General features: G+C 71.3%; 23 protein-coding genes and 1 pseudogene. 14 read left to right on the top strand and 10 right to left on the bottom strand.

All coding sequences use genetic code 11. The annotated features are described in order from the left end of the window. Nucleotides 1-414, bottom strand: a 414-nt coding sequence (locus AC507J_RS26850) for a MarR family winged helix-turn-helix transcriptional regulator (RefSeq protein WP_496292309.1), incomplete at its 3' end; no start/stop codon positions are given. A gap of 98 nt (nt 415-512) precedes the next feature. Here AC507J_RS26850 and AC507J_RS26845 point away from each other — a divergent pair. The 6 genes from AC507J_RS26845 to urtE all read left to right on the top strand — a co-directional run bounded on the left by AC507J_RS26845 (nt 513) and on the right by urtE (nt 6949). After that, nucleotides 513-1637: a substrate-binding domain-containing protein gene (locus tag AC507J_RS26845; protein WP_496292308.1), complete on the top strand. Its 1125-nt coding sequence runs from the start codon at nt 513-515 to the stop codon at nt 1635-1637. Between the two features lie 490 nt (nt 1638-2127). Further along, nucleotides 2128-3372, top strand: coding sequence for an urea ABC transporter substrate-binding protein (urtA, locus tag AC507J_RS26840; protein ID WP_496292306.1), 1245 nt, complete (start codon nt 2128-2130; stop codon nt 3370-3372). A gap of 70 nt (nt 3373-3442) precedes the next feature. After that, complete coding sequence (urtB, locus tag AC507J_RS26835; RefSeq protein WP_496292304.1) at nt 3443-4330, top strand: urea ABC transporter permease subunit UrtB; 888 nt, start codon at nt 3443-3445, stop codon at nt 4328-4330. Next, nucleotides 4327-5490 (top strand): urea ABC transporter permease subunit UrtC, encoded by a 1164-nt coding sequence (urtC, locus tag AC507J_RS26830; RefSeq protein WP_496292302.1) that lies wholly within the window; start codon nt 4327-4329, stop codon nt 5488-5490. Before urtB ends, urtC begins: the two co-directional genes overlap by 4 nt. Next, nucleotides 5490-6257, top strand: a complete 768-nt coding sequence (urtD, locus tag AC507J_RS26825; protein ID WP_496292300.1) for an urea ABC transporter ATP-binding protein UrtD — start codon at nt 5490-5492, stop codon at nt 6255-6257. Before urtC ends, urtD begins: the two co-directional genes overlap by 1 nt. Next, entirely contained in the window at nt 6257-6949 is a 693-nt protein-coding gene (gene urtE / locus AC507J_RS26820) for an urea ABC transporter ATP-binding subunit UrtE (protein WP_496292298.1), read from the top strand. Before urtD ends, urtE begins: the two co-directional genes overlap by 1 nt. Before the next feature lie 118 nt (nt 6950-7067). Here urtE and AC507J_RS26815 read toward each other — a convergent pair whose 3' ends face one another. The 3 genes from AC507J_RS26815 to AC507J_RS26805 all read right to left on the bottom strand — a co-directional run bounded on the left by AC507J_RS26815 (nt 7068) and on the right by AC507J_RS26805 (nt 9053). After that, on the bottom strand, nt 7068-7562 hold the full coding sequence (locus tag AC507J_RS26815) for a Rieske (2Fe-2S) protein (protein ID WP_496292296.1): 495 nt from the start codon (nt 7560-7562) through the stop codon (nt 7068-7070). A gap of 67 nt (nt 7563-7629) precedes the next feature. Further along, nucleotides 7630-8247, bottom strand: coding sequence for a DUF6529 family protein (locus tag AC507J_RS26810; protein WP_496292294.1), 618 nt, complete (start codon nt 8245-8247; stop codon nt 7630-7632). Between the two features lie 14 nt (nt 8248-8261). Then, complete coding sequence (locus AC507J_RS26805; protein WP_496292293.1) at nt 8262-9053, bottom strand: hypothetical protein; 792 nt, start codon at nt 9051-9053, stop codon at nt 8262-8264. A gap of 258 nt (nt 9054-9311) precedes the next feature. Here AC507J_RS26805 and AC507J_RS26800 point away from each other — a divergent pair, with 258 nt between their 5' ends. Beyond that, a complete protein-coding gene (locus tag AC507J_RS26800; protein WP_496292291.1) occupies nt 9312-9923 on the top strand; it encodes a dihydrofolate reductase family protein in 612 nt (203 codons plus the stop codon). 241 nt (nt 9924-10164) lie between these two features. On the opposite strand, the pseudogene AC507J_RS26795 reads toward AC507J_RS26800, so the two are convergent. From AC507J_RS26795 to AC507J_RS26785, 3 genes and pseudogenes are all read right to left on the bottom strand, one after another. Continuing rightward, nucleotides 10165-10746 (bottom strand): annotated as a pseudogene (locus AC507J_RS26795) (STAS domain-containing protein); the annotation flags it as partial. A gap of 86 nt (nt 10747-10832) precedes the next feature. Then, nucleotides 10833-11102 (bottom strand): GlsB/YeaQ/YmgE family stress response membrane protein, encoded by a 270-nt coding sequence (locus AC507J_RS26790; protein WP_496292289.1) that lies wholly within the window; start codon nt 11100-11102, stop codon nt 10833-10835. A gap of 34 nt (nt 11103-11136) precedes the next feature. Next, entirely contained in the window at nt 11137-11547 is a 411-nt protein-coding gene (locus AC507J_RS26785; protein WP_496292287.1) for an STAS domain-containing protein, read from the bottom strand. A 155-nt stretch (nt 11548-11702) separates the two neighbouring features. Here AC507J_RS26785 and AC507J_RS26780 point away from each other — a divergent pair, with 155 nt between their 5' ends. From AC507J_RS26780 to htpG, 5 genes are all read left to right on the top strand, one after another. Continuing rightward, nucleotides 11703-12386 (top strand): response regulator transcription factor, encoded by a 684-nt coding sequence (locus AC507J_RS26780; protein WP_496292285.1) that lies wholly within the window; start codon nt 11703-11705, stop codon nt 12384-12386. After that, a complete protein-coding gene (locus tag AC507J_RS26775; protein WP_496292283.1) occupies nt 12383-13738 on the top strand; it encodes a sensor histidine kinase in 1356 nt (451 codons plus the stop codon). Before AC507J_RS26780 ends, AC507J_RS26775 begins: the two co-directional genes overlap by 4 nt. A 71-nt stretch (nt 13739-13809) precedes the next feature. Then, nucleotides 13810-14370 (top strand): GerMN domain-containing protein, encoded by a 561-nt coding sequence (locus tag AC507J_RS26770; RefSeq protein ID WP_496292311.1) that lies wholly within the window; start codon nt 13810-13812, stop codon nt 14368-14370. A gap of 161 nt (nt 14371-14531) precedes the next feature. Then, entirely contained in the window at nt 14532-14798 is a 267-nt protein-coding gene (locus AC507J_RS26765; protein WP_496292281.1) for a GlsB/YeaQ/YmgE family stress response membrane protein, read from the top strand. A gap of 174 nt (nt 14799-14972) precedes the next feature. Then, nucleotides 14973-16889, top strand: a complete 1917-nt coding sequence (gene htpG / locus AC507J_RS26760) for a molecular chaperone HtpG (RefSeq protein ID WP_496292279.1) — start codon at nt 14973-14975, stop codon at nt 16887-16889. A 228-nt stretch (nt 16890-17117) separates the two neighbouring features. Here htpG and AC507J_RS26755 read toward each other — a convergent pair whose 3' ends face one another. The 3 genes from AC507J_RS26755 to AC507J_RS26745 form a co-directional block, all read right to left on the bottom strand. Further along, complete coding sequence (locus tag AC507J_RS26755) at nt 17118-18326, bottom strand: MFS transporter (RefSeq protein WP_496292277.1); 1209 nt, start codon at nt 18324-18326, stop codon at nt 17118-17120. A gap of 79 nt (nt 18327-18405) precedes the next feature. Further along, entirely contained in the window at nt 18406-18885 is a 480-nt protein-coding gene (locus AC507J_RS26750; protein ID WP_496292275.1) for a hypothetical protein, read from the bottom strand. A 107-nt stretch (nt 18886-18992) separates the two neighbouring features. Then, nucleotides 18993-19313: a hypothetical protein gene (locus AC507J_RS26745; protein WP_496292273.1), complete on the bottom strand. Its 321-nt coding sequence runs from the start codon at nt 19311-19313 to the stop codon at nt 18993-18995. Between the two features lie 323 nt (nt 19314-19636). Here AC507J_RS26745 and AC507J_RS26740 point away from each other — a divergent pair, with 323 nt between their 5' ends. Then, nucleotides 19637-22402, top strand: a complete 2766-nt coding sequence (locus AC507J_RS26740; RefSeq protein WP_496292271.1) for a M14 family metallopeptidase — start codon at nt 19637-19639, stop codon at nt 22400-22402. A gap of 24 nt (nt 22403-22426) precedes the next feature. Continuing rightward, nucleotides 22427-23059 (top strand): hypothetical protein, encoded by a 633-nt coding sequence (locus AC507J_RS26735; RefSeq protein WP_496292269.1) that lies wholly within the window; start codon nt 22427-22429, stop codon nt 23057-23059. Nucleotides 23060-23117: the final 58 nt, after the last annotated feature.

Here is a 23117-nt window from a genome sequence, read left to right as displayed (position 1 = left end):
GAACCCGGCCAGCAGCGGCTTGATCGACGTGGCCAGGGTGGGGTCGTCGGGGGTGGTGAGGTCGGACAGTTCGGAGTGGATCCGGGCGGAGAGGCGCTCGTGCTCGCGGCGGCCTCGCACGGTCAGGTAGGCCCGGATGCGGCGCCGGTCGACCGCGTCTACCCGACGGAAGACCAGGTTACGGTCGACGAGCTGGTCGACCAGCTTGGTGAGCGTGCCCGGCGGCAGGGAGGCCGCGGCGGCGATCTCGGTCATCGGATGGCCCAGACCGTCGGCGAGCAGGCAGAGCACCCGCCATGCCTCGATGCTTAGCGACTCGTTGGCGAGCACCCCGCCGACCCGGCGCGAGAGCAGCCGCTCGGCGCGGGTGAGCAGGGGCAGCAGGTCGGCTGTGGAGCCGGGAAGGTCTGACATGGCACTCCCGCCTGGCGGTCCGCCGTGTCATGGTACCGAGACGTCCCGCTGGGTGGGGAGGTCTGGTCTTCGCCACCGGGTGCGGCCACCATGTGTTCATGTCCGCGCCGGCATCCGGGTACGGGCGTCCAGAGGCGGGGGAGAGCATCGCCGGGGCGTCCTGGCTCACCGTCGACCGGGGCGTGGTGAGCATCGCGCTTGTCTACCCGATGCGCGGGCCGGCGGGCATGTTCGGTCCGAGTTGCGAACTCTGCGCCCAGCTCGCGGTGGAGGAGGTCAACCAGCGCGGCGGGGTGCTCGGCCGTGAGCTGCGGCTGGTGCCGGTCGACGGCGGGGCGCCGCCGGCCGAGGTCGCCGCCGAGGTGGAGGCCCTGGTGGCGATGGGCGCGGTACAGGGCGTCACGGGCTGGCACATCTCCTCGGTACGGCAGGCGGTGGCGCCCCGGATCGCGCACCGGGTGCCGTACGTCTACACCGCGCTGTACGAGGGCGGTGAGCGTACCGAGGGGGTCTTCCTCACCAGCGAGACGCCGGACGCGCAGCTCTGGCCGGCGATGCGGGTGCTCGCCGCCGACCTGGGGGTGCGGCGCTGGTTCGTGGTGGGCAACGACTACGTCTGGCCGCGCCGGACCACCCGCGCCGCCTACCGTTACGCGCTGCGCAGCGGTGCCCGGGTGGTCGGGCACCACTTCCTGCCGCTGGAGACCCACGGGTACGCCGAGGTGCTGCGCCGGATCGAGCACAGTGACGCCGACGCGGTGCTGATGCTGCTTGTCGGTGCCGACGCGGTCCGTTTCAACCGGGCCTTCGCCCGGTCCGGTCTGGACCAGCGCTGCCTGCGGCTGAGCACCCTGATGGACGAGAACATGCTGCTGGCAAGTGGGGCGGCGAACACCCGGCGGCTGTTCAGCACTGCCGGTTTCTTCGCCGGCCTGGTCACCCAGGAGAACCTGGACTTCCACGGCGCGTTCGCCAGTCGCTTCGGTCTGGAGGCGCCGCCGCTGGGCAGCCTGGGGGAGTCCTGCTACGAGGGCGTGATGCTGCTGGCCGCGCTGATCGCCGAGGCCGGCACGCTTGACGTACGGGCGGTGGAGGCCTCCGCCGAGGTGGTGTCGTACGACGGACCCCGGGGTGAGCTGCGGCTGCGTAGCCGGCACGTCCGCCAGCGCATCTACCTGGCCGAGGCGGACGGCTTGGACTTCACAGTCCTCGCCGAACTCTGATCGACAACAGCACCCGGTGGCCCGCCTGCGGGCGTACCCGGCGTGATCGGACCGTGCCTTGACAGGCCGGCCGACCGGCCACATAAGATGCTTCCTGTGTGAAGTATCCGGTCGCCGGACCGGATGCCGACACCCGCCCACGATGGACGAGAATTGTCGCTCCATGGTGGCCATAAACTGTGCCGGTGCCATTCTGCCGATTCCTTCTCGGTGGGGCACCGGCCTTTTTCGTGATGTGCCGCGGTGCCGACGGGAGCCAGCGGAAACAGTCTATTGAGGATCGGGAAACATCCGCGCAACGAAGCGGATCGAAGCTTTCCCTGCCCGATATCCGAATCGGTGCCTGACCGGTGTCCACCCACCGCGTCGGGTAGCGCGAAAAGTTCCGACGGACCGCACCGCACAACCCAGATCCGCATCCTCGACCCGGGGCCGACGTCCGTTCCCGGGTTACTGACTCCACGCCTCACCCGCGACGCAGGGAGACTAGATGACACTGTTCCGGGGACGCCGCATCCTGACGGGTGCCATGACCCTGGTCGCCGTGGCCGCACTGGCCGCGTGCGGCAGCAAGACCTCCGATTCCAGCAACTCCGTCGGTGTCAGCGCCGACGTCTCCGGCGACACCGTCAAGGTCGGCCTGCTCAACTCGCTCTCCGGCACGATGGCCATCAGCGAGGTGACCGTCCGCGACTCGATCATGCTGGCGATCGAGGAGATCAACGCCGCCGGCGGGGTGCTCGGCAAGAAGATCCAACCGGTCGGCGAGGACGGCGCCTCGGACTGGCCGACGTTCGCGGAAAAGGCCGAGAAACTGATCCGGGAGGATCGCGTTGCGGCGGTCTTCGGCTGCTGGACCTCGGCCAGTCGCAAGGCGGTCAAGCCGGTGTTCGAGAAGAACAAGGCGCTGTTGTTCTACCCCGTCCAGTACGAGGGTCTGGAGCAGTCGCCGTACATCTTCTACACCGGCGCCACCACGAACCAGCAGATCGTTCCCGGCCTCGACTACCTGAAGGCACAGGGCGCGAAGTCGCTCTACCTCGTCGGCTCCGACTACGTCTTCCCGCGGACCGCGAACAAAATCATCAAGGCGTACGCGGAAGCCAACGGAATGCAGGTGCTGGGGGAGGACTACGCCCCGCTCGGCTCCACCGAGTTCGGCACGATCACGAACAAGGTGAAGTCCTCCGGCGCGGACGCCGTCTTCAACACCCTCAACGGTGACAGCAACGTCGCCTTCTTCAAGGAGTACAAGTCCGCCGGACTGACCGCGGCGAGCATGCCTGTGGTGTCGGTGTCGATCGCCGAGGAGGAGGTCAAGAGCATCGGCACCCAGTACCTGGAGGGCCAGCTGACCGCCTGGAACTACTACCAGACCACCCCCGGCGCGGCGAACGAGAAGTTCGTCGCGGCGTACAAGGCCCGCTACGGCGCGGAGAAGCCGACGAGCGACCCGATGGAGGCCGCGTACGTCTCGGTCTACCTGTGGAAGGCCATGGTGGAGAAGGCCGGCACCTTCGAGGTGGAGAAGGTCCGCGAAGCCTCCGACGGCATCACCTTCGAGGCGCCCGAGGGCCTGGTCACCGTGGACGGGGCGACCCAGCACATCGCCAAGACGGCGCGGGTCGGCAAGGTCGGCGCGGACGGTCTGATCACCGAGGTGTGGAACTCCGGTACGCCGATCACGCCGGACCCGTACCTCAAGAGCTACCCGTGGGCCGGCGGCCTCAGCTGACCCGAACCCCGGCCCGGGCGGGCCTCAGCCCCGCCCGGGTCGGCCCCACCAGCAGTTCGGAGTACGCACCGTGACAGTTCTCATCGGCCAACTCTTCACCGGCGTCAGCATCGGGGCGGTGCTGCTGCTCATCGCGCTCGGCCTGGCGCTCACCTTCGGTCAGATGGGCGTGATCAACATGGCCCACGGCGAGTTCATCATGGCCGGGGCCTACACCACCTACGTCCTGCAACAGGTCATCACGGCGGCCGGCTGGTCGCTGCTGATCGCCCTGCCGGTCGCCTTCGTGGTGGCCGGCGCGATGGGCGTACTGCTGGAGTTCCTGCTGATCCGCCGCCTCTACGCCCGCCCGCTGGACACCCTGCTGGTCACCTGGGGGGTGTCGCTGATCCTGCAACAGCTGGCCCGGGACATCTTCGGCAGCCCCAACGTGCAGACCCGCGCTCCCGACCTGCTCACCGGCAACGTCGCCCTGCCCGGCGGGATCACCGTGGCCAACAACCGGTTGTTCATCCTGCTGCTGGCCGGCAGCGCGGTGGCGGCGCTCACCGTCGCGCTGCGGGTCACCCCGCTGGGGCGCCGGATCCGGGCCGTGGTGCAGAACCGCGACCTGGCCGCCGTCTCCGGTATCGCCACCGCCCGGGTCGACCGGATGACCTTCTTCCTCGGTTCCGGGCTGGCCGGCATCGCCGGGGTCGCCCTCACCCTGCTCGGGCCGATCGGACCCACGATGGGCACCAACCTGATCATCGACGCCTTTCTGGTCGTCGTGGTCGGTGGCATCGGCCAGCTCAAGGGAACCGTGATCGTCGCCTTCGCGCTTGGCGTGCTCCAGGCCGGTGGCGAGTACCTGACCACCCTCAGCGTCGCCAAGGTGATGGTCTTCATCGCCATCGTCGTGTTCCTCCAGTGGCGACCCCAGGGCCTGTTCACCCTGCGAACCCGGAGTTTGGCATGACCACCGTTGCGTCAGATCCCGTCACCGCCGCCGAGCCCGCGCCGCCGCCGGAGAAGCCGGCCGCCGGGCCGTCGCGCCACCGGCTCCGCGCCGCCGCCGGGTTCGCCTTCGGCGCGGCCCTGCTCTTCGCCGTGGCGCCGCTGCTGCTGTCGGACTTCCGGCTCTCCCTGCTGGCCAAATACCTCTGCGTGGCCATGGTCGCGGTCGGCATCGGGCTGGCCTGGGGGCGCGGCGGCATGCTCACCCTCGGCCAGGGCGTCTTCTTCGGTCTCGGTGGCTACGCGATGGCCATGCACCTCAAGCTCGCCGACGCGGGGCCGGGCAACATGCCCGACTTCATGCTGCTGTACGGGCAGCTGGACGAGTTGCCGCTGTGGTGGCGGCCCTTCGCCAGCCCGTGGTTCGCGCTGCCCGCCACGGTGCTGCTGCCGATGGCGGTCGCCTTCGTGCTCGGTTCGCTTGTCTTCCGCCGCCGGGTCCGGGGCGCCTACTTCGCGATCCTCAGCCAGGCCCTGGCCGCCGCCATGGTCATCCTGCTGATCGGCCAGCAGGGCACCACCGGCGGCACCAACGGCCTCACCGACATCCAGGGCTTCTTCGGCTACGACCTGGACGACCCGGTCAACCAGCGGATGGTCTACTTCATCATCGCCGGCACCCTGCTGGCGCTGCTGGCCCTGGCCCGGCACCTGATGCAGAGCCGCTACGGCGAACTGCTGGTCGCCGTCCGCGACTCCGAGGAGCGGGTCCGCTTCCTCGGCTACGACCCGGCGACCGTGAAGCTCGTCGCGTACGTCGTCGCCGCCGGCATGGCCGGGCTGGCCGGTGCGCTCTTCGTGCCCGCGGTCGGCATCATCTCACCGGCGCTGATCGGGATCGTGCCCTCCATCGAGTTCGTCATCGGCGTCGCCGTCGGTGGTCGGGCCACCCTGCTCGGGCCGGTGCTCGGCGCGGTCGCGGTGGCGTGGGCGCGGACCGCCCTGTCGGAACGTTTCCCGGGCACCTGGACGTACCTCCAGGGCCTGCTCTTCGTGGTGGTGGTGGCGTTCCTGCCCGGCGGCCTGGCGTCGCTTATCGGCCTGGCCCGCCGGCGCGGCGACGGCGAGCCGCGGCCCGGGCTGCTCCGCCGACTACGCCGGTCCAGGGCGGAGGTGAGCTGATGACCGAGCAACTGCACGGCCTCTACGTACGCGACCTGCGGGTCAGCTTCGACGGGTTCACCGCCGTCGACGGGGTGAGCCTCGACGTCGCCCCGGGCGACATCCGGTTCCTCATCGGACCCAACGGAGCAGGCAAGACCACCCTGGTCGACGCGGTCACCGGGCTGGTCCGCGCCACCGGCTCGGCCCGCTTCGGCGACCGGGAACTGCTCGGCCGACCGGTGCACCGGATCAGCCGCCTCGGCGTGGGGCGCACCTTCCAGACCTCGACGGTGTTCGAGGAGCTGACGGTGCTGCAGAACCTCGACATCGCGGCCGGGGCCCGGCGCGGCTGGGCGACGCTGCTGCGCCGCCGGCACGGCGTACCCGACGAGGTGGCCGAGGCGCTCGACGTGATCGGCCTGGCCGGCCGGGCCGACCAGCTCGCCGGCACCCTCGCCCACGGGCAGAAGCAGTGGCTGGAGATCGGCATGCTGCTGGTGCAGGACGTCCGGCTGCTGCTGCTCGACGAGCCGGTGGCCGGGATGAGCCACGAGGAACGCGACGCCACCGGCGCGCTGCTGGAAAAGGTCAGCCAGGACCGCACGGTGGTGGTGATCGAACACGACATGGACTTCCTGCGCCGCTTCGCGCGGACCGTCACCGTGCTGCACGCCGGCAAGGTGCTCAGCGAGGGCACCGTCGCCCAGGTGCAGGCCGACCCGCGCGTGCAGGAGGTCTACCTCGGCCACCCGGTCGAGGCCGCCGCGACCCCGCTGGAGGCATGATGCTCAGTCTGCGCGACGTGTACGCCGGCTACGGGCGTAGCCGGGTGCTGCACGGCGTCGACGTGACCGTGCCCGGCGACGGGGTCGCCACGGTGCTCGGCCACAACGGTGCCGGCAAGTCCACACTGCTCCGGGTCGCCGCCGGCCTGCTGCGTCCGAGTGGCGGCCGGGTCGAGTTCGACGGCGAGGACATCACCCGGCTCGCCCCGCACCAGCGGGTCGCCCGGGGCATCGCGTACGTGCCGCAGGGCCAGCAGTGCTTCCCGCACCTGACCGCGGCGGAGAACCTGCGCCTGGTCGCCGACGGCCGGCCCGACGGGGCGGTCGCCACCGCCGAGGCGCTTGACCTGTTCCCGGCGCTGCGTCCGCTGCTGCGCCGCCGGGCCGGGCTGCTCTCCGGTGGCCAGCGCCAGCAGTTGGCGATCGCCCGGGCCCTGATCACCCGGCCCCGGCTGCTGATGCTCGACGAGCCCACCGAGGGCATCCAACCGTCGGTGGTGACCGAGATCCAGGACCGGATCGTGGCGCTCATCGCGCAGACCGGGTTCAGCGTCCTTCTGGTCGAGCAGCACCTCGGGTTCGCGCTGCGGGTGGCCGACCGCTACCACGTGTTGGAGTCGGGTCGGGTCACCTCGTCGGGCGACGGCGGCGCCACGGCGGAACGTACCGTCCGGGAGGCCCTCGCGGTCTGACCATGGCAGTGGCCGTCCGAGGTCTGGATACGGCAGTGGCCGTCCGAGGCGCGACGCACCCCGGACGGCCCCGCGCGGCCCGGGCCTGGGGTGGGCCGCGTCATCGTGTCCGCATCGACTACGCCAGCCGGATGGCGTCCCCGTCGACCGTGACGTTCGCGGTGGGCAGCGGGGCATTCGCCGGTCCACTGCGTACCGAGCCGTCCGCGATGTCGAACACGCTGTTGTGGCAGGCGCAGGTGATCACGCCGTCGGCGACCGAGGTGACCGTGCAGCCCTGGTGGGTGCAGGTCGAGGAGTACGCCTTGATGTTGCCCGCCGTGGGTTGGGTGACCACCACACCCGCGTCGGCGAAGATCTGCCCACCGCCGACCGGGATGTCCGCCAGGGTGGTCAGCGCCGGGGTGCCGACGTCCCCGCCGCCGGCTGCGGCGCTGCCGGACGGATCCGCCGACGGGTCGCCGCTGGCCGCCGGTGGCGCGGCGGGTGCGGGTGGGGCCGCCGTCGGCTGGCCGTACGTCGCGCAGCCGGTCAGCGCGGCCACTCCGACCGCACCGGTACCGGCCAGCATGGCCCGTCGCGACCGGCAGCAGCCGGCCTGCTCGTGGTTCATCCGATCTGCCTTGCCTTTCGAGGATCAGTGCTGCCGAGGATCGTGCTGTGGCCGCTGCCAGCAAGGATCAGAGCTGGAAGCCGAACGTGGTGAAGTACCAGACCGACGAGGTGAGGAAGATGCCGATCAGGGCGACGAAGACGGCCCCGCCGATCACCGGCAGCACCCAACCGGCGAGTCCGCGCTTGGGCAGGGTCAACATCTTGGTGGCGAACACCCCGAAGAAGAAGCAGCCCAGCAGGGAGTGCAGCAGCGTACGGGTGTCGTAGTCGGCGAAGCCGAGCGCGTAGAGGCAGTGCACGGCGACCGGGACGGTGAGCAGGAAGGCGATCCGGCCCGACCAACGGTGCGCCGGGCCGGCCCAGGACGGGGAGAACCCGCCGAGCCGGCCCCACATGGACAGCGCGGTGATCAGCTGGATGACGGCGAAGAAGGCCGCCGCGGTGCCCAACCACACCTTCACCGTCAACGGCGAGGAGAAGCCGGCCACGTTGACCGCGATCCCGGTCGGGGTGTGGGTGCGACCGTAGACGCCCAGGGCCACCGCGACCCCCGCCCCGACCACAAGCGGGACCAGCAGCGAGGGTCGGCGGCGCGGCGCGCTCGGCGAGGGGCTGTCGAAGTCGCGCAGCACCTCGACGGTGGGCTCGGGCGAGCGGCGCGGCACCGTGCGTACGCTGCTCATGCGGTGCTCGGCCATCACCGTGCCCCGGGGACGACCGGCTCGGCGGTGATTGTGACTCCGTTGACCACGGTGCTGTAGAAGGCGGGATCCAGCGGCGGCGCCGGGATCGGTTCGCCGTTCCAGGTGACGATGCCGATCTGGCTGCCGTCGGGCAGGAAGATCCAGCCGCCGTCGATGCCGGCCTTGCGGACCTCGTCGGTGGCGCGGTAGATCGCCGGAGTGGTGACCGAGCCCGACTTCACGATCGCCTCGTCCACCACCTTCTCCTCGGGCTGGGCGGTGAACTTCCACCGACGTACGCCGACGATCATCTCGCCGCTGGCGCTGTCGCCGCGGATGATGCCGCTCAGCTTCGCGTCCTTGCCGGTCAACTCGATCTTCCCGTCCCGCACCGTGCCGGAGAGCCACACCTCCATGGCCCGGCCGTCGCAGACGTACGCCTCGGCCTTGCCGTCGCGGACGGTGATCGCGATGGTCGCGCCGTTCTCCAGCTGGCCGATCCAGTTCTGTTCGACCGACGCGACCTCGGTACCGGCCGACGACGGGTCGGACTCGCGCGGTGGCGCGGTGCCGGGTGGCCGGGCGTTGGCGGGATCCGGTGCCGCCTCGTCCCCTCCGGCCTCGACATCGGCCTCCGGCTCGGGGTCGGCCTCCGGCTCGGCCTCGGGTGCCGGCGCGGCGGCTGGTGGACCGCCTCCGGCCACGGGTTGGGTGCTCGGCGGGGATGCCTGTGCACTCATCGTGAACAGCACGGCGGCCGTCACCGCCCCCGACAGGAGGGTCAGCAACGGAGTCAGGCGCTTCATGGGCCACTCCCTTCCCCCACAGGTACGCGCCCCACCCCCGCATCGGTTCAAAGGAAGGGCCCCTTATTAACGCCTCAGGTATAGGAAGGGCCCCTTCCTAACATCTCGTCCGGAGAGTCGGGGCCGACGCCTTCGGAAGCTGACGACGTCCCGGAGTGGTCTGGGTCACACTCGGCGGAGTGGATGTCGAAGTGTCGGCGGGTCGGTCGTCGCTCCAGTGGAGGGTGGCGCGGTGCCGCCCGCGAGGAGGCGAGGATCATGCGACTCACGCTCACCACGTTCCTGACCCTGGACGGCGTCATGCAGGGGCCCGGCGGGCCGGACGAGGACCGCAGCGGCGGCTTCGAGTCGGGCGGCTGGGTGGTGCCGCACTTCGACGAGACGCTCGGCGCTCACATGAGCGACATCTTCGCTCGGGCCGACGCCTTCCTGCTCGGCCGGAACACGTACGACATCTTCGCCGCCTGGTGGCCGAAGCAGGAAGATCCCGAAGACCCGATCGCCGTTGCGCTGAACCGCCTGCCCAAGTACGTGGCGACCACCCGCGACGACGAGCTGAGCTGGTCGGGCACCCGGCGCCTCGGCGGTGACCTGGCCTCGGCCGTCACCGAACTCAAGCGCCGCCCCGGCCGGGAGTTGCAGGTGCACGGCAGCGGACGGCTGGCCGCCGCGCTGATGCGCGAGGGGCTGATCGACGCGTACCACCTGATGATCTTTCCGGTGGTGCTGGGCGCCGGGCGCCGTCTCTTCGCCGACGGGGTGCCGCCCGCCGGCCTGCGCCTGGTCGACAGCCGTTCGTCCGACGCCGGCGTGACGATACTTACCTACCACGCCGTCGGCGCACCGGCCTTCGGCTCGATGGGGGGCTGACTCCGCGCCGACGCGTGGCTCAGACGGGTACGCCGGAGAGCGGTTTGGCTCAGACGGCCACGCCGGGGAGCGGGGTGGCTCAGACGGCCACGCCAGGGAGCGGTTTGGCTCAGACGGGTACGCGCGGAGCGGGGTGGCGGGCGGCGAGCGCGGGTTTCTGGGCGTTGACCCGGTGCCGGACGGCCTCGGCCGGGGTGACGTCGACCCGTACCACCTCGCTGCCGCCCCCGGCCGCGTCCAGTTGGGCGAGGGCGTCGTCCAGGGTCTCGAAGATCGGGAAGACCCCGTCGAGCTTCATCGTGTGCAGCACCGTGCGGATGAACCGCGACGGCGCGGCCAGACAGAGGCGGGCCTCGCGCTCGCGTACCTCCCGGTGGGCGCGGACCAGCAGGCCCAGCCCGACCGAGTCGATGACGTGGACCCGGGCCAGATCGACCACCACGGTCCCGCCCACCTCGACCGCCTCGCGCAGCGCGACGCGCAGCGCGTCGTCGGCCTCCGGGGCGAGTTCGTCGGAGTCGACGAGTACCGTCACGTCGCCGACCCGCGCGGTGTCGGCTCCCGTTCCGGCGGTGCGGCCACCGAGCGGGCCCGTGCCCGGCCCGGCAACAGGTTCACCGGGCGAGCCCGGGGCCGGCGGGAGCGTGCTGCACCGTGGGCAGCGATGCGGGCCGGTGGCGAAGGGTGAACCGCTCCAGCCGTGATCGGAGACGAGCGTCCAGACGACCTCGGCGTCGGGCAGCACACATGCGGTGCCGGTGGTGGTCTCGCCGCACGCGTCGCAGATCAGGGTCATCAGGTTGTCGTCCGGTACGACGGTCATCCTGCTTCCTCTCCGGTGCCTCGGCCGTCGCGGCCGGGTCACGGACTCGGGGCGTCGGGCGGAGGGCGCCGTCGCCATGCGGACGGTCAGCGGGAGTCGGAACGTTCCTTGCCGGCGGTGGCGACCACGATCACCACGCCGACCGCGGCGAGGCCGGCCTGCACGACCAGGCCCAGCAGGCTGAGCCCGCGGACTCCGGCGAGCCAGGCGCTGATGGCACCGAGCAGCGCGGCGACGGCACCGATGGTCATGGTCAGCCACAGCGGCACGCTCGACCGGCCGGGGACGACGAGCCGGCCGACCGCACCGACGGCGAGGCCGACGGCGAGGGCCGCGGCGATCCCGGCGACGGTCATGCTGCTCCTCGTACTCGCGGACGGCTGGTGCGGATCAGGTGCGGACGGTGACGGCCGCGCGGCCGTAGGCGGACTGGCGCGGCACGGTTCCCGGGAGCACGGGATCGCCGGCCGGCAGTTCCGTCCCGGTGGCGTCGCCAGTGTGCACCGGCAGGATCTGATCCAGCCGGGCGGCCTGGAGGATGCGGGCGATGCGCGGGTTGGGATTGCGCAGCGCCAGCACACCGCCGGCGCGCACCATCTGGCGGTGCACGTCGAGCAGCAGACCGATCGCGGCGGCGTCGATGTGCCGGCAGCCGGAAAGATCGATCACGACCTGCGTCGGTCGCAGGGCGAGCAACTGGTCGAACACCGCGCCCGTCTCCGGCAGGCAGGCCAGGTCGAACTCGGTGATGGCCACCTCCACGAGGGGCACGGTGCACTCGGGGCGGGGTGGCGTGGTCACGTCGGTGGCCTCCTCTCCTGTGGTCCCCAGGTCGGCTCTCACCCTGCCGACCAGGATTGGCGGGCACCGCGCGGACGTATGACAGTTGCATGACAAAAGACGCGCAGGCCGGGCGCGGTTGGCTGACCAGGTGCGGCCTTGGGGATGATTCCGGTATGACAGCGGTACTGGTGATCGAGGACGACGACCGGATCCGGTTGGCGTTACTGCTCGCCCTGGAGGACGAGGGTTACGAGGCGCGCGGCGCGGCTACCGCCGAGGAGGGGCTGCGCTCACAGCGCCGGGATCCCGCCGACTACGTGCTTGTCGACCTGATGCTGCCCGGGATCGACGGCTTCGAGGCCATCCGCCAGCTGCGCCGCGACGACGACGTGCCCATCGTGGTGGTCAGCGCCCGCGACGACACCCACGACATCGTCGCCGCGCTGGAGGCCGGTGCCGACGACTACGTGGTAAAGCCGGTGGCGATCAAGGAGCTGACCGCCCGGCTGCGGGCGCTGCGCCGCCGGGCCCGCGCGGTGCCGGCGGTGGAGACGCCGGTGCCGGTGCTCGCCTTCGGGGAACTGGAGGTCAGCCCCGAGGCCGGCGAGGTACGCCGAGCCGGCGAGCCGGTCGCGGTCACCCGCACCGAGTTCCGGCTGCTCTGCGAGCTGGCCGAGCATGCCGGGCGGGTGCTCTCCCGCCAGCAGCTGCTCAGCCGGGTCTGGGGGTACGACACCGGCGACGAGCGGCTGGTGGACGTGCACGTGGGCCGGCTGCGCCAGAAGATCGAGAGCGATCCGGCGAACCCTCGACACCTGGTGACACTGCGCGGGCTCGGCTACAAGCTGCAACGATGAGACGCCTCGGACTGCGGGCCCGGGTCACCGCCGCGTTCGCCGTGGGCGCCCTGTCGCTGTCGGCCTCGATGGCCCTGGTGTCGTACGAGCTGACCCGTCGGACGCTGCTCGACGAGCGGGAGCGCACCGTGCTGCGGGCGGCGTACTACGACGCGGCGGTGGTCCGCGCCGGCCTCGACAGCGAGAACCCGGAGGTCGCGGAGGCCCTGCGGACGCTGGACACCGGCACCAGCCGCCGAGCCCTGCTGCTGCTCGACGAAAGGTGGTACGGGCGGGCCGCGGAACCGGGCGTCACCGCCGCCATCCCGCTGCGGATGCGGGAACTGGTGTCGTCGGGTGAGCCGGCGGTGCAGCGGATCCGGGTCGACGACCAGCCGGTCCTGCTGGTCGGCGTGCCGCTGTCGGAGTCGGCCTCGTTCTACGAGATCGCCTCGCTGCGGGAGCTGGAGCAGACCTTCCAGGTGCTGGCGCTGGCGCTGACCGCAGTCGCGATCATGGTGGCCGGATCGGGAGCGGCGCTCGGCTGGTACGCCACCCGGCACGGGTTGCGCCCCCTGACGGCCGTCGCCGACGCGGCCGAGCGGATCGCCGCGGGTGACTTCACCACCCGCCTCGCCCCGGACACCGACCCGGACCTGAACCGCCTCTCCACGTCGTTCAACCGGATGGTCGACGAGCTGGCCCAGCGCATCGACCGGGACCGACGCTTCGCCGCCGACGTCAGCCACGAACTGCGCTCACCCCTCCAGACCCTCGCCGCCGCGGCGAGTGTGCTGGCCCGTCGGCGGGAAAGCCAGGACGAGCGGACGGCGACCGCGGCCCGGCTGGTGGCCGACGAGATCGACCGCTTCCAGCGGCTCGTCAACGACCTGCTGGACCTGGCGCGCAGCGATCAGCCGGTGCACCGGGAACCGGTCGAGCTGACCGAACTGGCCCGGCAGGCCTGCCGCGACCGGGACCTGCCGGAGTCGATGGTGCACCTGGCGGCGGACACCCCGGCGACCTGGCAGGTGGACCGGCGGCGGATCGCGCAGGTGCTGGCGAACCTGCTCGACAACGCCGAGCGCTACGGTGCCGGCCCGGTGGCCGTGCGGCTGCTCCGGGCGGAGGACGCGGGAGTGATCGAGGTGGACGACGAGGGACCGGGGGTGCCGGTGGAGGACCGAGAAGCGATCTTCGGTCGGTTCGTCCGTGGCCGGGCGGCCAACTACCGTGGCGGCGGCGACGGCACCGGCCTCGGGCTCGCGCTGGTGGCCCAGCACGCCGCCGCGCACGGCGGCGAGGCCTCGGTCAGCGACCGCCCCGAGGGTGGGGCACGGTTCCGGGTCACCCTGCCCGGGAGCCTCTCGTGACCTCCGTTCGCCCGCCGACCGCCAGGCGTCGCGCGCTGCCCGCCGGCCCGCCCGGCCGGCCCACCGCCGTGCTGCGGGCCGTGCTGCTGGTCGTCCTCTTCGGTCTGGTCGCCGCGTGCGGGGTGCCGGCCGAGGACCTGCCCCGGGCGGTGACCCCACCGCCCGGCCCGTTCCCGTCCCCCGCGACCGCCGCACCGGCGCCGGCCGAGACCGGCGCGGCGACCGAGCTGCTCTACCTCACCCGCGACGACCGGCTGGTACCGGTGATCCGCCGGGTCGACCAGGTGCCCGCGGTCGACGCGCAGCTGCGGAACCTGCTCGCCGGGCCGACCCCGACCGAGCGCGACGACGGCCTGACCAGCGCCCTGCCGGGCGCGTTCAGCAACGCCGTGGTGGCGCTCGTCGACGGACAGGCGCGGGTCACGGTGACGCCGGCCGACGCGGAGACCGGCCGCAACGACCAACCGCTCGCGTACGGGCAGATCGTCTGTACGCTCACCGCCCGCACCGACGTCACGGCGGTGATCTTCCTGCGGGACGGCGCGGCGCTGAGCGTTCCCCGGGCGGATCTCTCCCTGTCACCGGGGCCGCTCACCGCAGCCGACTACGCGGTCCTGATCAGCCCTCGCTGATCCCGGGACCGTTGCGGCGGCCGACGGCGGTTCATGACAGCCGTACGGCGGAAGTGTGACGGTTACCGCACAATGCGCGGTACGACAGGGGCTCGCGTTTGCCGGACCCGCCAACCCGGGCACCGTGTCTGGCGACGGAAACGCTCGGAGGGACGGCTCTCATGGAAATCCAAGGTTTCTTCACCGCCATCATCATCGGTCTGGTCATCGGGGCGCTCGGTCGGCTTGTCGTGCCGGGTCGGCAGCGCATTCCGTTCCTGCTGACCATCCTGATCGGTATCGTGGCCGCGATCCTCGGCACGTTGGTCGCCGGGCTGCTCGGCGTGGACGACACCGCCGGCATCGACTGGATCGAGCTGTTCATCCAGGTTGCCTTCGCCGCGATCGGCGTCGCGCTGGTCGCCGGCACGTACGGCCGTCGCCGCTGACCGCCAGTGTCGCCGCCACCGGCCCGCTCCGGCCGTGGAGCGGGCCGGTGGCCTGCGCGGGGCGGCGACGGTCCGATCCGGAGCAGCGACGCGCCCACCCGATGCACCCGGGTGGCGACGGATCGTATCCTTCTCCTGAATCGTCATGACTGACGGGGAGAGAGGGGACTCGGTGTGAACGACCGGACCGAGACGTTGGAATTCCAGGCTGAGGCGCGCCAGCTGCTCCAGCTGATGGTCCACTCGATCTACTCGAACAAGGATGTCTTCCTCCGCGAGTTGATCTCGAACGCCTCCGACGCGCTGGACAAGCTGCGCATCGCCGCGCTTGTCGACAAGGACCTCAGCGTCGACACCGACGACCTGCACATCACCATCGAGGTCGACCGGGACGCCCGTACCCTGACCGTGCGGGACAACGGCGTGGGGATGACCCGCGACGAGGTCGTTTCCGTAATCGGCACGATCGCCAAGTCCGGCACCGCCGAGCTGCTGCGCCAGCTGCGCGAGGCCAAGGACGCCGGGGCGTCGCAGGAGCTGATCGGACAGTTCGGGGTTGGCTTCTACGCCGCGTTCATGGTTGCCGACAAGGTCGAGTTGACCACCCGTCGGGCCGGCGAGAGTGGCGGCACCCGCTGGGAGTCCTCAGGTGAGGGCACCTACACCATCGCCGCGCTCGACGACGCGCCCCAGGGCACGGCGGTGACCCTGCACCTCAAGCCGGTCGACACCGAGGACAACCTGCACGACTACACCGCCGATCTGACGATCCGCGAGATCGTCAAGCGGTACTCCGACTTCATCGCCCACCCGATCCGGATGACCGTGCAGCGTCCGGGTGCCGACGGCGCCGAGGCCACCACCGAGACGGTGACGCTCAACTCGATGAAGGCGCTCTGGGCCCGCCCGCGCGGCGAGGTGGAGCCGGCCGAGTACCACGAGTTCTACAAGCACGTCAGCCACGACTGGTCCGACCCGCTGGAGACCATCCACATGCGGGGCGAGGGGACCTTCGAGTACGAGGCGTTGCTCTTCATCCCGTCGCACGCCCCGCTGGACCTCTTCTCCCCGCAGGGGCACCGCGGCGTGCAGCTCTACGTCAAGCGCGTGTTCATCATGGACGACTGCGACGCGCTGATGCCGAACTACCTGCGCTTCATCAAGGGCGTGGTGGACGCCCACGACCTGTCGCTCAACATCAGCCGGGAGATCCTCCAGCAGGACCGGCAGATCCGGGCGGTACGCCGCCGGCTGGTGAAGAAGGTCCTCGCCACCGTCAAGGACCTCAAGAACGAGCAGCCGGAGCGGTACCGCACCTTCTGGACCGAGTTCGGTGCCGCGGTCAAGGAGGGGTTGGTCGACGACACCGACAACCAGGACATCCTGCTGGAGGTCCTGTCGGTGGCCTCCACCAACGACCCCGCCGAGCTGACCGACCTGGCCGGCTACGTCAGCCGGATGAAGGACGGCCAGACCGACATCTACTACGCCACCGGCGAGAACCGCGCCACCATCGAGAACTCCCCGCACATGGAGGCGTTCCGGGCCAAGGGCTACGAGGTGCTGCTGCTCACCGACCCGGTCGACGAGGTCTGGGTGGAGCGGGTCGGCAGCTACGACGGCAAGACGCTGCGCTCGGTCGCCAAGGGCGAGGTCGATCTGGACACCGAGGAGGAGCGCAAGGAGGCCGAGTCCGAGCGGGAGCGGCAGCGTGCCGAGTACGCCGACCTGCTCACCTGGATGGGCGGGGTGCTTGCCGACTCGGTCAAGGAGGTACGCCTGTCGTCGCGGCTGACCACCTCGCCGGCATGCGTGGTCGGTGACGCCCAGGACATCACGCCGACGCTGGAGAAGATGTACCGGGCGATGGGGCACGAGGTGCCGAAGGTCAAGCGGATCCTGGAGCTGAACCCCGGCCACCCGCTCGTCACCGGCCTGCGCAAGGCGCACGAGCAGGGCGAGACCGGCAGCACCCTGGCGGAGACCGCCGAGCTGCTCTACGGCACGGCCCTGCTCGCCGAGGGCGGTGACCTGGCCGACCCGTCGCGGTTCGCCCGCATCCTCGCCGACCGCCTCGCCCGCACCCTCTGAGGTGTAAGGAAGGGCCCCTTCTTAACGCCTCGTGCATAGGAGGGGCCCCTTCTTAACGCCGCCCCCACGTCCGCGCCGTGTCCGCGTCCGCGCCGTGTCCGCGTCCGCGCCGTGTCCGCGTCCGCGCCGTGTCCGCGTCCGCGCCGTGTCCGCGTCCGCGCCGTGTCCGCGTCCGCGCCGTGTCCGCGTCCGCGTCACGTCCGCCCTCGGCGGGCGGGTGGTGCGGGGTCAGTCGCTGCCGGGGAGGCCGGCTCGCACGGGTGCGGTGGCCGGGGCCGGGGCGGGCGTCGTGCGTCGTCGGGTACGCCAGGCCAGGGCTCCGGCGGCGAGGCACCCGGCGGCGGCGAGGATGAGCGGTGGCCGACCGCCGAGTAGCACGGCGGCCGAACCGAGCGGGTTCGTCGCCGCGATCGGCCCGAACATGACCGTGTTGGCGGTGGCGGCGACCCGGCCGAGCAGCGCGTCGGGGCTGTGGGTCTGTACGGCGGTGACGGCCGCGACGAGGGCCCACGGTAGACCTACTCCGGCCACGACCGACGCGGCCACCACCGCCGGCCACCAGGGCAAACACCGCCCCAGGCAGCTCACGCCGAAGAGTACCGTGCCGGCGACGGCCACGGCCGTCGGGTCGAAGCGGGCGATCAGTCGGCCGACGACTACGCCGCCGGCCACCGAACCGACACCCTGGGCGCTGACCAGTACGCCCAGGAACGTGATCGGCAGCCCGAGGGCGTCGGTGACGATGGCGTAGCCGGCGGCGGTGGCGAAGCCGGACATGCCGATCGCCACGGTTGCCAGCACCACCGGCAGCCGGATCGCCGGCGAGCCGAAGAGCACGGCCAGGCCGGCGCGGACACCCCGGGCGCGGGGCGCGGCGGATGACGGCGTACGGGTCAGGCGCAGTGCGGCGTAGCCGGCGGCGGCCAGGGCCGGCAGGCCGGCGGCGAGCAGCGCGACGACGGGCCCGCCCTGCCAGGCGTACAGGCTGGCACCGGCCAGCGGGGCCACGAGTTTGACGCCCTCCTGGGCGCTGGAGCGCCAGCCGTTGACGTTGCCGAGTTCGGCGGGGGAGAGGGCGGCGGGCAGCAGGGCGCTCTCGCCGGCGTCGATCAGGACGTACGCGACGCCGTAGACCGTGGACACGACGTAGAGGAGCCACACCTGATCGGGCCCGCGGACCGCCAGCAGGGTGGGCAGGGCGGCGGCGAGGGTGAGGTTGGCGGCGATGATGACCGGGCGTCGGGGCAGCCGGTCGACGAGACCGCCGAGCCACGGGCCGGCGAGAGTGGGCGCGTACACGCAGATGGCGGCGAGCGCGGCCAGGCTGGGGGACGCGGTGAGGTCGAAGATCCAGAGGCCGGTGACCAGGGCCATGGTGCTGCCGCCGAAGCCGGACAGCAGGGACACCAGCACGAACAGGACCGCGTTGCGCCGCACGAGCCGCTCCCAGGATTGAGTCGAGGTGACTCAGAGCCTCACTCCTGAGTCGAGTAGAGGCAAGACAGGTCGGCGTAGGTCAATGATCTGTTGACAGCGCGTTGATCAGTTCCCGGGTGACACCGCGTACCGGCTTGGGTAGGCCCGGTCCGGAGCGGGCGAGGTCGGTGGCGACGTGCCGGGCCAGGTCGTGGAGGCCGCCTGGCTCGGCCGCCAGCGCGAGCGCGGTGGTCCGCCGGATCAGCGCGGCCCGGGGGAAGCGGTTGTCCCAGCGGCGGTCCGCGTCGATCCATCGGTGCAGGCTGGCGAGGACGGCCCGGAGGTTCGCCACATCTGTCGGCCAGTTCCGGTCGGCCGCCGCCCGACGGGCCTGCCGGGTGGCGACCAACCGCTGGCGGCGTTGTTCGGCGGCCTGCCGGCTGCCCAGCCCGAGCGCCTCGGCGACCTGGGTCCAGGTGGCACCGGACTGTCGGGCCCGATCGATGAGGTCCAGCTCGGCGTCGTCCAGCCGCTGGCGGGCGGATGGGATGGCGGTGAGGCGGTCCAGCGGCTCAGGCACCTGTCAACGCTACATTGACACCGTCGGCCGTCGGCCGGGCCATACGGGCGCCTCCGCAGTGGACTGTCGGCCAGCGGCCGGGCCCCGGAGGTGGGCTGCGTGCCGGGTCAGGCGGCGGCCGGGTTCCGGCCGGCACGCTCCTGGGCCCAGTTGGGCCGGGTGGCCGGTGCCGGCCAGTTCTGCTGCGGCGCCTGCGGCTGGGCCGCCTCGTCGGTCCGGTCGCCCTGGGCCAGGCTGAGGGCGCGCTGGGCCTGCTGCCACGGGCCGCAGGGCCATTCCTCGCCGGCGCAGATGAGGTGGACGCAGCCGCCCTGCTCGGCCGGGGCGTGAGTATCGGCGACGTCCAGGGCTAGCCGCCACAGCAGCGGATCGGTCACCTCGTCGGGACGGTCGGTGACGTGGCTTGGCCGGTCGGCGTTCTCGGACACGCGTGATCCCCCCTCGTTTCGAGCCTCAGGCTCCTGTCTCCAGTTTGCCCGCAGGTCAAACGCACTTCCGAGCCCGCTTGAAAAGAGGTGGGCAGCCTCACCTGTCCATTCTTTGGGATGATTGACAGACCGGCGAGCGCGGGCGAAGGATGTTCGCAACCTGATCACTCCTATGTGCCGGGGTGTGACGCTGCGTAATCGGTGCTGCGGGCAGCGTCCGCGCCGGGCGCTGCGTCGTGGCTGTTTACGGGGCTGAGACAGCCAAGGCGATGGCGCGAACTCCTCGTCCGTGCCGCACGCCGAGAAGAGGGGCCACAAGCCTCATGTCTCATCTCCGTACTCGTTCCAGGTGGCGCTACCGACTACCCGTCTCCGCCGCCGTGGCCACCGGCGCCGCCCTGCTGTTGCTGGCCAGCCCACCGGCGGTGGCCGTCGTGCCGCAGGCCACCGCCCCCGAACCCGCGTCCGCCTTCAGCCCCCCCGACCTCGGCCGACTTGCCGACGAGCAGGCCAATGTCATCGAGGTCCTGTTGGCCGACACCGACGAGTTGGATGCGCTGGTGGCTGCCGGCGTCGACCTCGACCACCACGTGGACCGGACCGAGGACGGCATCGTCGTGCACGCCGTGGTGACCGGTAACGAGGTCGCCACCCTGACCGCCGCCGGGTACAAGTTCGGCAAGGTCCTGCACACCCCGGCCGATTCCGCGGCCCGGATCGCCGAGCGCGAGGCGACCATCGCCGAGCACCTGGCCGACAACCAGGAGTTCAGCGCCGCGGCGGGGATGGCGGCCCGGGCGGCCGTCTCCGATGTCAAGATCATCCGCGCCGACTACTTCACCAACGGCACCACTCAGGTGCTGTCGGTGGAGGCGAAGTGGGCGCAGGGCCAGACCGTCAGCACCGCACTCACGGTGCAGCGGGACAGCGGGCCGGGCACCGAGATCGGTTCCGGCGGGTCGCAGAACATCACCCGCTTCGTCGACGGCGGGGTCTACATGTACCACCGGGGCGCGGCGACCGTGACCAGCAAGCCGGAGTACGTCCGGATCACCAGCCCCACCGGTGACGTTGCGGTGGCCAAGGTGACCGAATGGCTGCCCATCGAAGGCGACAGCCCCGAGGGTCCCGGCTACCAGAAGGACTTCGTCACCAGCTACCTGACCCCGACGGAGCTGTACGACCGGATCAAGGCCCTGGCCGAGCAGTACCCGACCCTGTCGGAGATTGTCGAGCTGCCGCACAAGACCAACGGTTACCGGCGTAAGGCCCAGGCCGTGCTCGGCACCGCCAACGCCAGCCGCGTCGGCGTGGACTCGGTGGCCTGGGGCCACGAGGGCGGCAACGACATCTCGGTCGAACTGGCCGACCCGGGTGCCGCGGACTCGGCGCTGACCGTGACCGTCACCGGCAACCAGGTCCGCGTCGCTCTCGCCACCAACGGCAGCGGCGCGGTCACCAGCACCGCCGCCGAGGTCGCCGCCGCGCTCAACGAGCAGGCCGGGACGCTGCTGACGGCGTACACCTACCGGGGCAACGCGGGAGCGGGCGTGGTCGCACCGGCCGCGCCGACCCAGCTGTCGGACGGCCTCTCCGCACCGGAATCGGTCTCCCGTGACCCGCACCCGGTGTACGCGATCCGGATCGGCAAGGACCGCGACGGCTCCAAGCTCGGTGTGCTCGCGTACGCCCAGGAACACGCCCGGGAGTGGGTGCCGCCGTTGGTGACCGTCGAGACGGCCGAGCGGCTGCTGCGCAACTACGCAAGTGACCCGAACACCCGCGAGCTGGTGGACAACCTGGACATCTGGATCGCGCCGTCGATCAACCCGGATGGCGGGCACTACTCGTTCTACGACTTCAACTCGCAGCGTAAGAACATGACCAACCACTGCACGCCGGAGACGAACGGAGACTTCCTCGGCCGTACCTCGTGGGGTGTGGACAACAACCGCAACTACACCGAGTACAGCCTCTTCGACGGCTACTCGGGTGCCTCGGCCAGCTGCACCAGCGGCACGTACGCCGGGCCCAGCGAGCTGTCGGAGCCGGAGAACAAGAACGTCGACTGGCTGGCCTCCCGCGGGAACATCAAGTTCTCGATGAACCTGCACTCCTCGGGCAACTACTTCATGTGGTCGCCCGGTTCGTACGCCACCCCGGGCCGGATCTCGGCGCCGCGGCCCACCCTGGCCGAGGAGTCGCTGTTCTGGGGTGCCTCGTCGCGGATCCTGACCGCCATCAAGCGGCACCGCAACCTGGCCGTCACCCCGGCGCGTACCGGCCCGATCGCGGACGTGCTCTACTCGGCGGCCGGCAACTCCGGTGACATGCTCTGGTACAAGTACGGCATCTACGCCTGGAACTTCGAGGTCGGCACCTCGTTCCAGCCGCCGTGGGCCTCCGCACACGAGGAGACCATGGAGTTCTCCAACGGCCTGGTGGAGATGCTGCGGGTGGCCCGTGACTACGACACGGACCAGGCGGCGCCGACCAGCTCGGTGCAGGTCGAGGGGAGCGCCACGGCCGGCATGGTCGACGTGACCTTCGCCACCAGCGAACCGGCGGCGGTGTTCTACACGGTCGACGGCACCCGTCCGACGCTGGAGTCCACGCTCTACGGCTCGGCCGGCGTCCGGGAAGGCGGGGAGACGCTTACCCTGCCGGCCGGCACGACCCTGCACTGGTTCTCGGTGGACGCCAGGGGCAATGTGGAGGGCGGCTACCTGCCCGACGGCTCCGGCGACAACCACCGGAAGCAGAAGCTGTACGACCCGCAGGAGCTGCCGCTGACGACCACCGTGCAGGTGCGGTGCGTGGCGGGCAAGGCGTACCTCGGGGTGCAGGCGTTCAACGACCACGACTCGGCCGTGGCGATCACCCTGGAGAGCGCGTACGGCAACAAGTCCTTCGCCAACGTCGCGCCGGGCGCGAACGCCTTCCAGCAGTTCAACACCCGGGCGAACGCGGTCTCGGCCGGTTCGGCCACCGTCCGCGCCACCGGAACGCTAAGCGGCGAGGCGGTGACGACCGTGGTGACCAAGGAGTACGCGGGCGTCAACTGCGCCGACCCCCGTCCAGCCCGGTAACTGTCAGCAACAACGGAGAATCGCATGAATACATGGAGTCGTAAGCGGCTGCTCGCGGCCGGTGCCGCGGGTGCCATGCTGGCCGGGTCGGTGGCGATGGCGTCGCCGGCGGCGGCCGAGCCGGGGGACAGCGCCGACGTGTCGGTGACCGTCGACATCGAGGAGATCAAGGAACCGGGGGTGCTGGCGCTCTCCATCGCCGGTGACTCGGTGGCGTTGGCCGAGGACGGTTCGACGCTGCTGGTCCGCCAGTTCGTCGGCACGCTGCCGACGGTGACGGTGACCGACACCCGCACGACGGACGAGGTGCCCGAGAACGCCGCCTGGGCGGTGCTGGGCAGCGCTACCGACTTCGTCGGCAGCGCCGGCCAGGATCCGATCGGCGCGGGCCACCTGGGTTGGAAGCCGCGGCTGCTGGACGGTGGCGACACCGGCCTGGTGAGCGAGGGCGAGGAGGTCGTGACAGTCATCGACGAGCCGACCCAGCCCGGTAACAACGTCGGTCTGGTCGACCAGGAACTGCTGGTCTCGACGTTCGACTCGGGTGCCGTCGCGGGTGGCGCGTACTCGGTAAACGCCGACCTGTTCCTGCGTACGCCGGCGGATGTCGCCGCCGGTTCGTACACCTCGACGCTGACCCTGTCGTTGTTCGAGTGAGGTGACGGGTGGCCAGGGGATCGCCGCGCGGCGGCCCCCTGGCCACCACGTCGTGGGG

This window comes from Micromonospora sp. PRAS1 (assembly GCF_059553435.1).
Note: the sequence above shows the minus strand (reverse complement) of the source record. Positions and strands in the feature narration are given on the sequence as shown.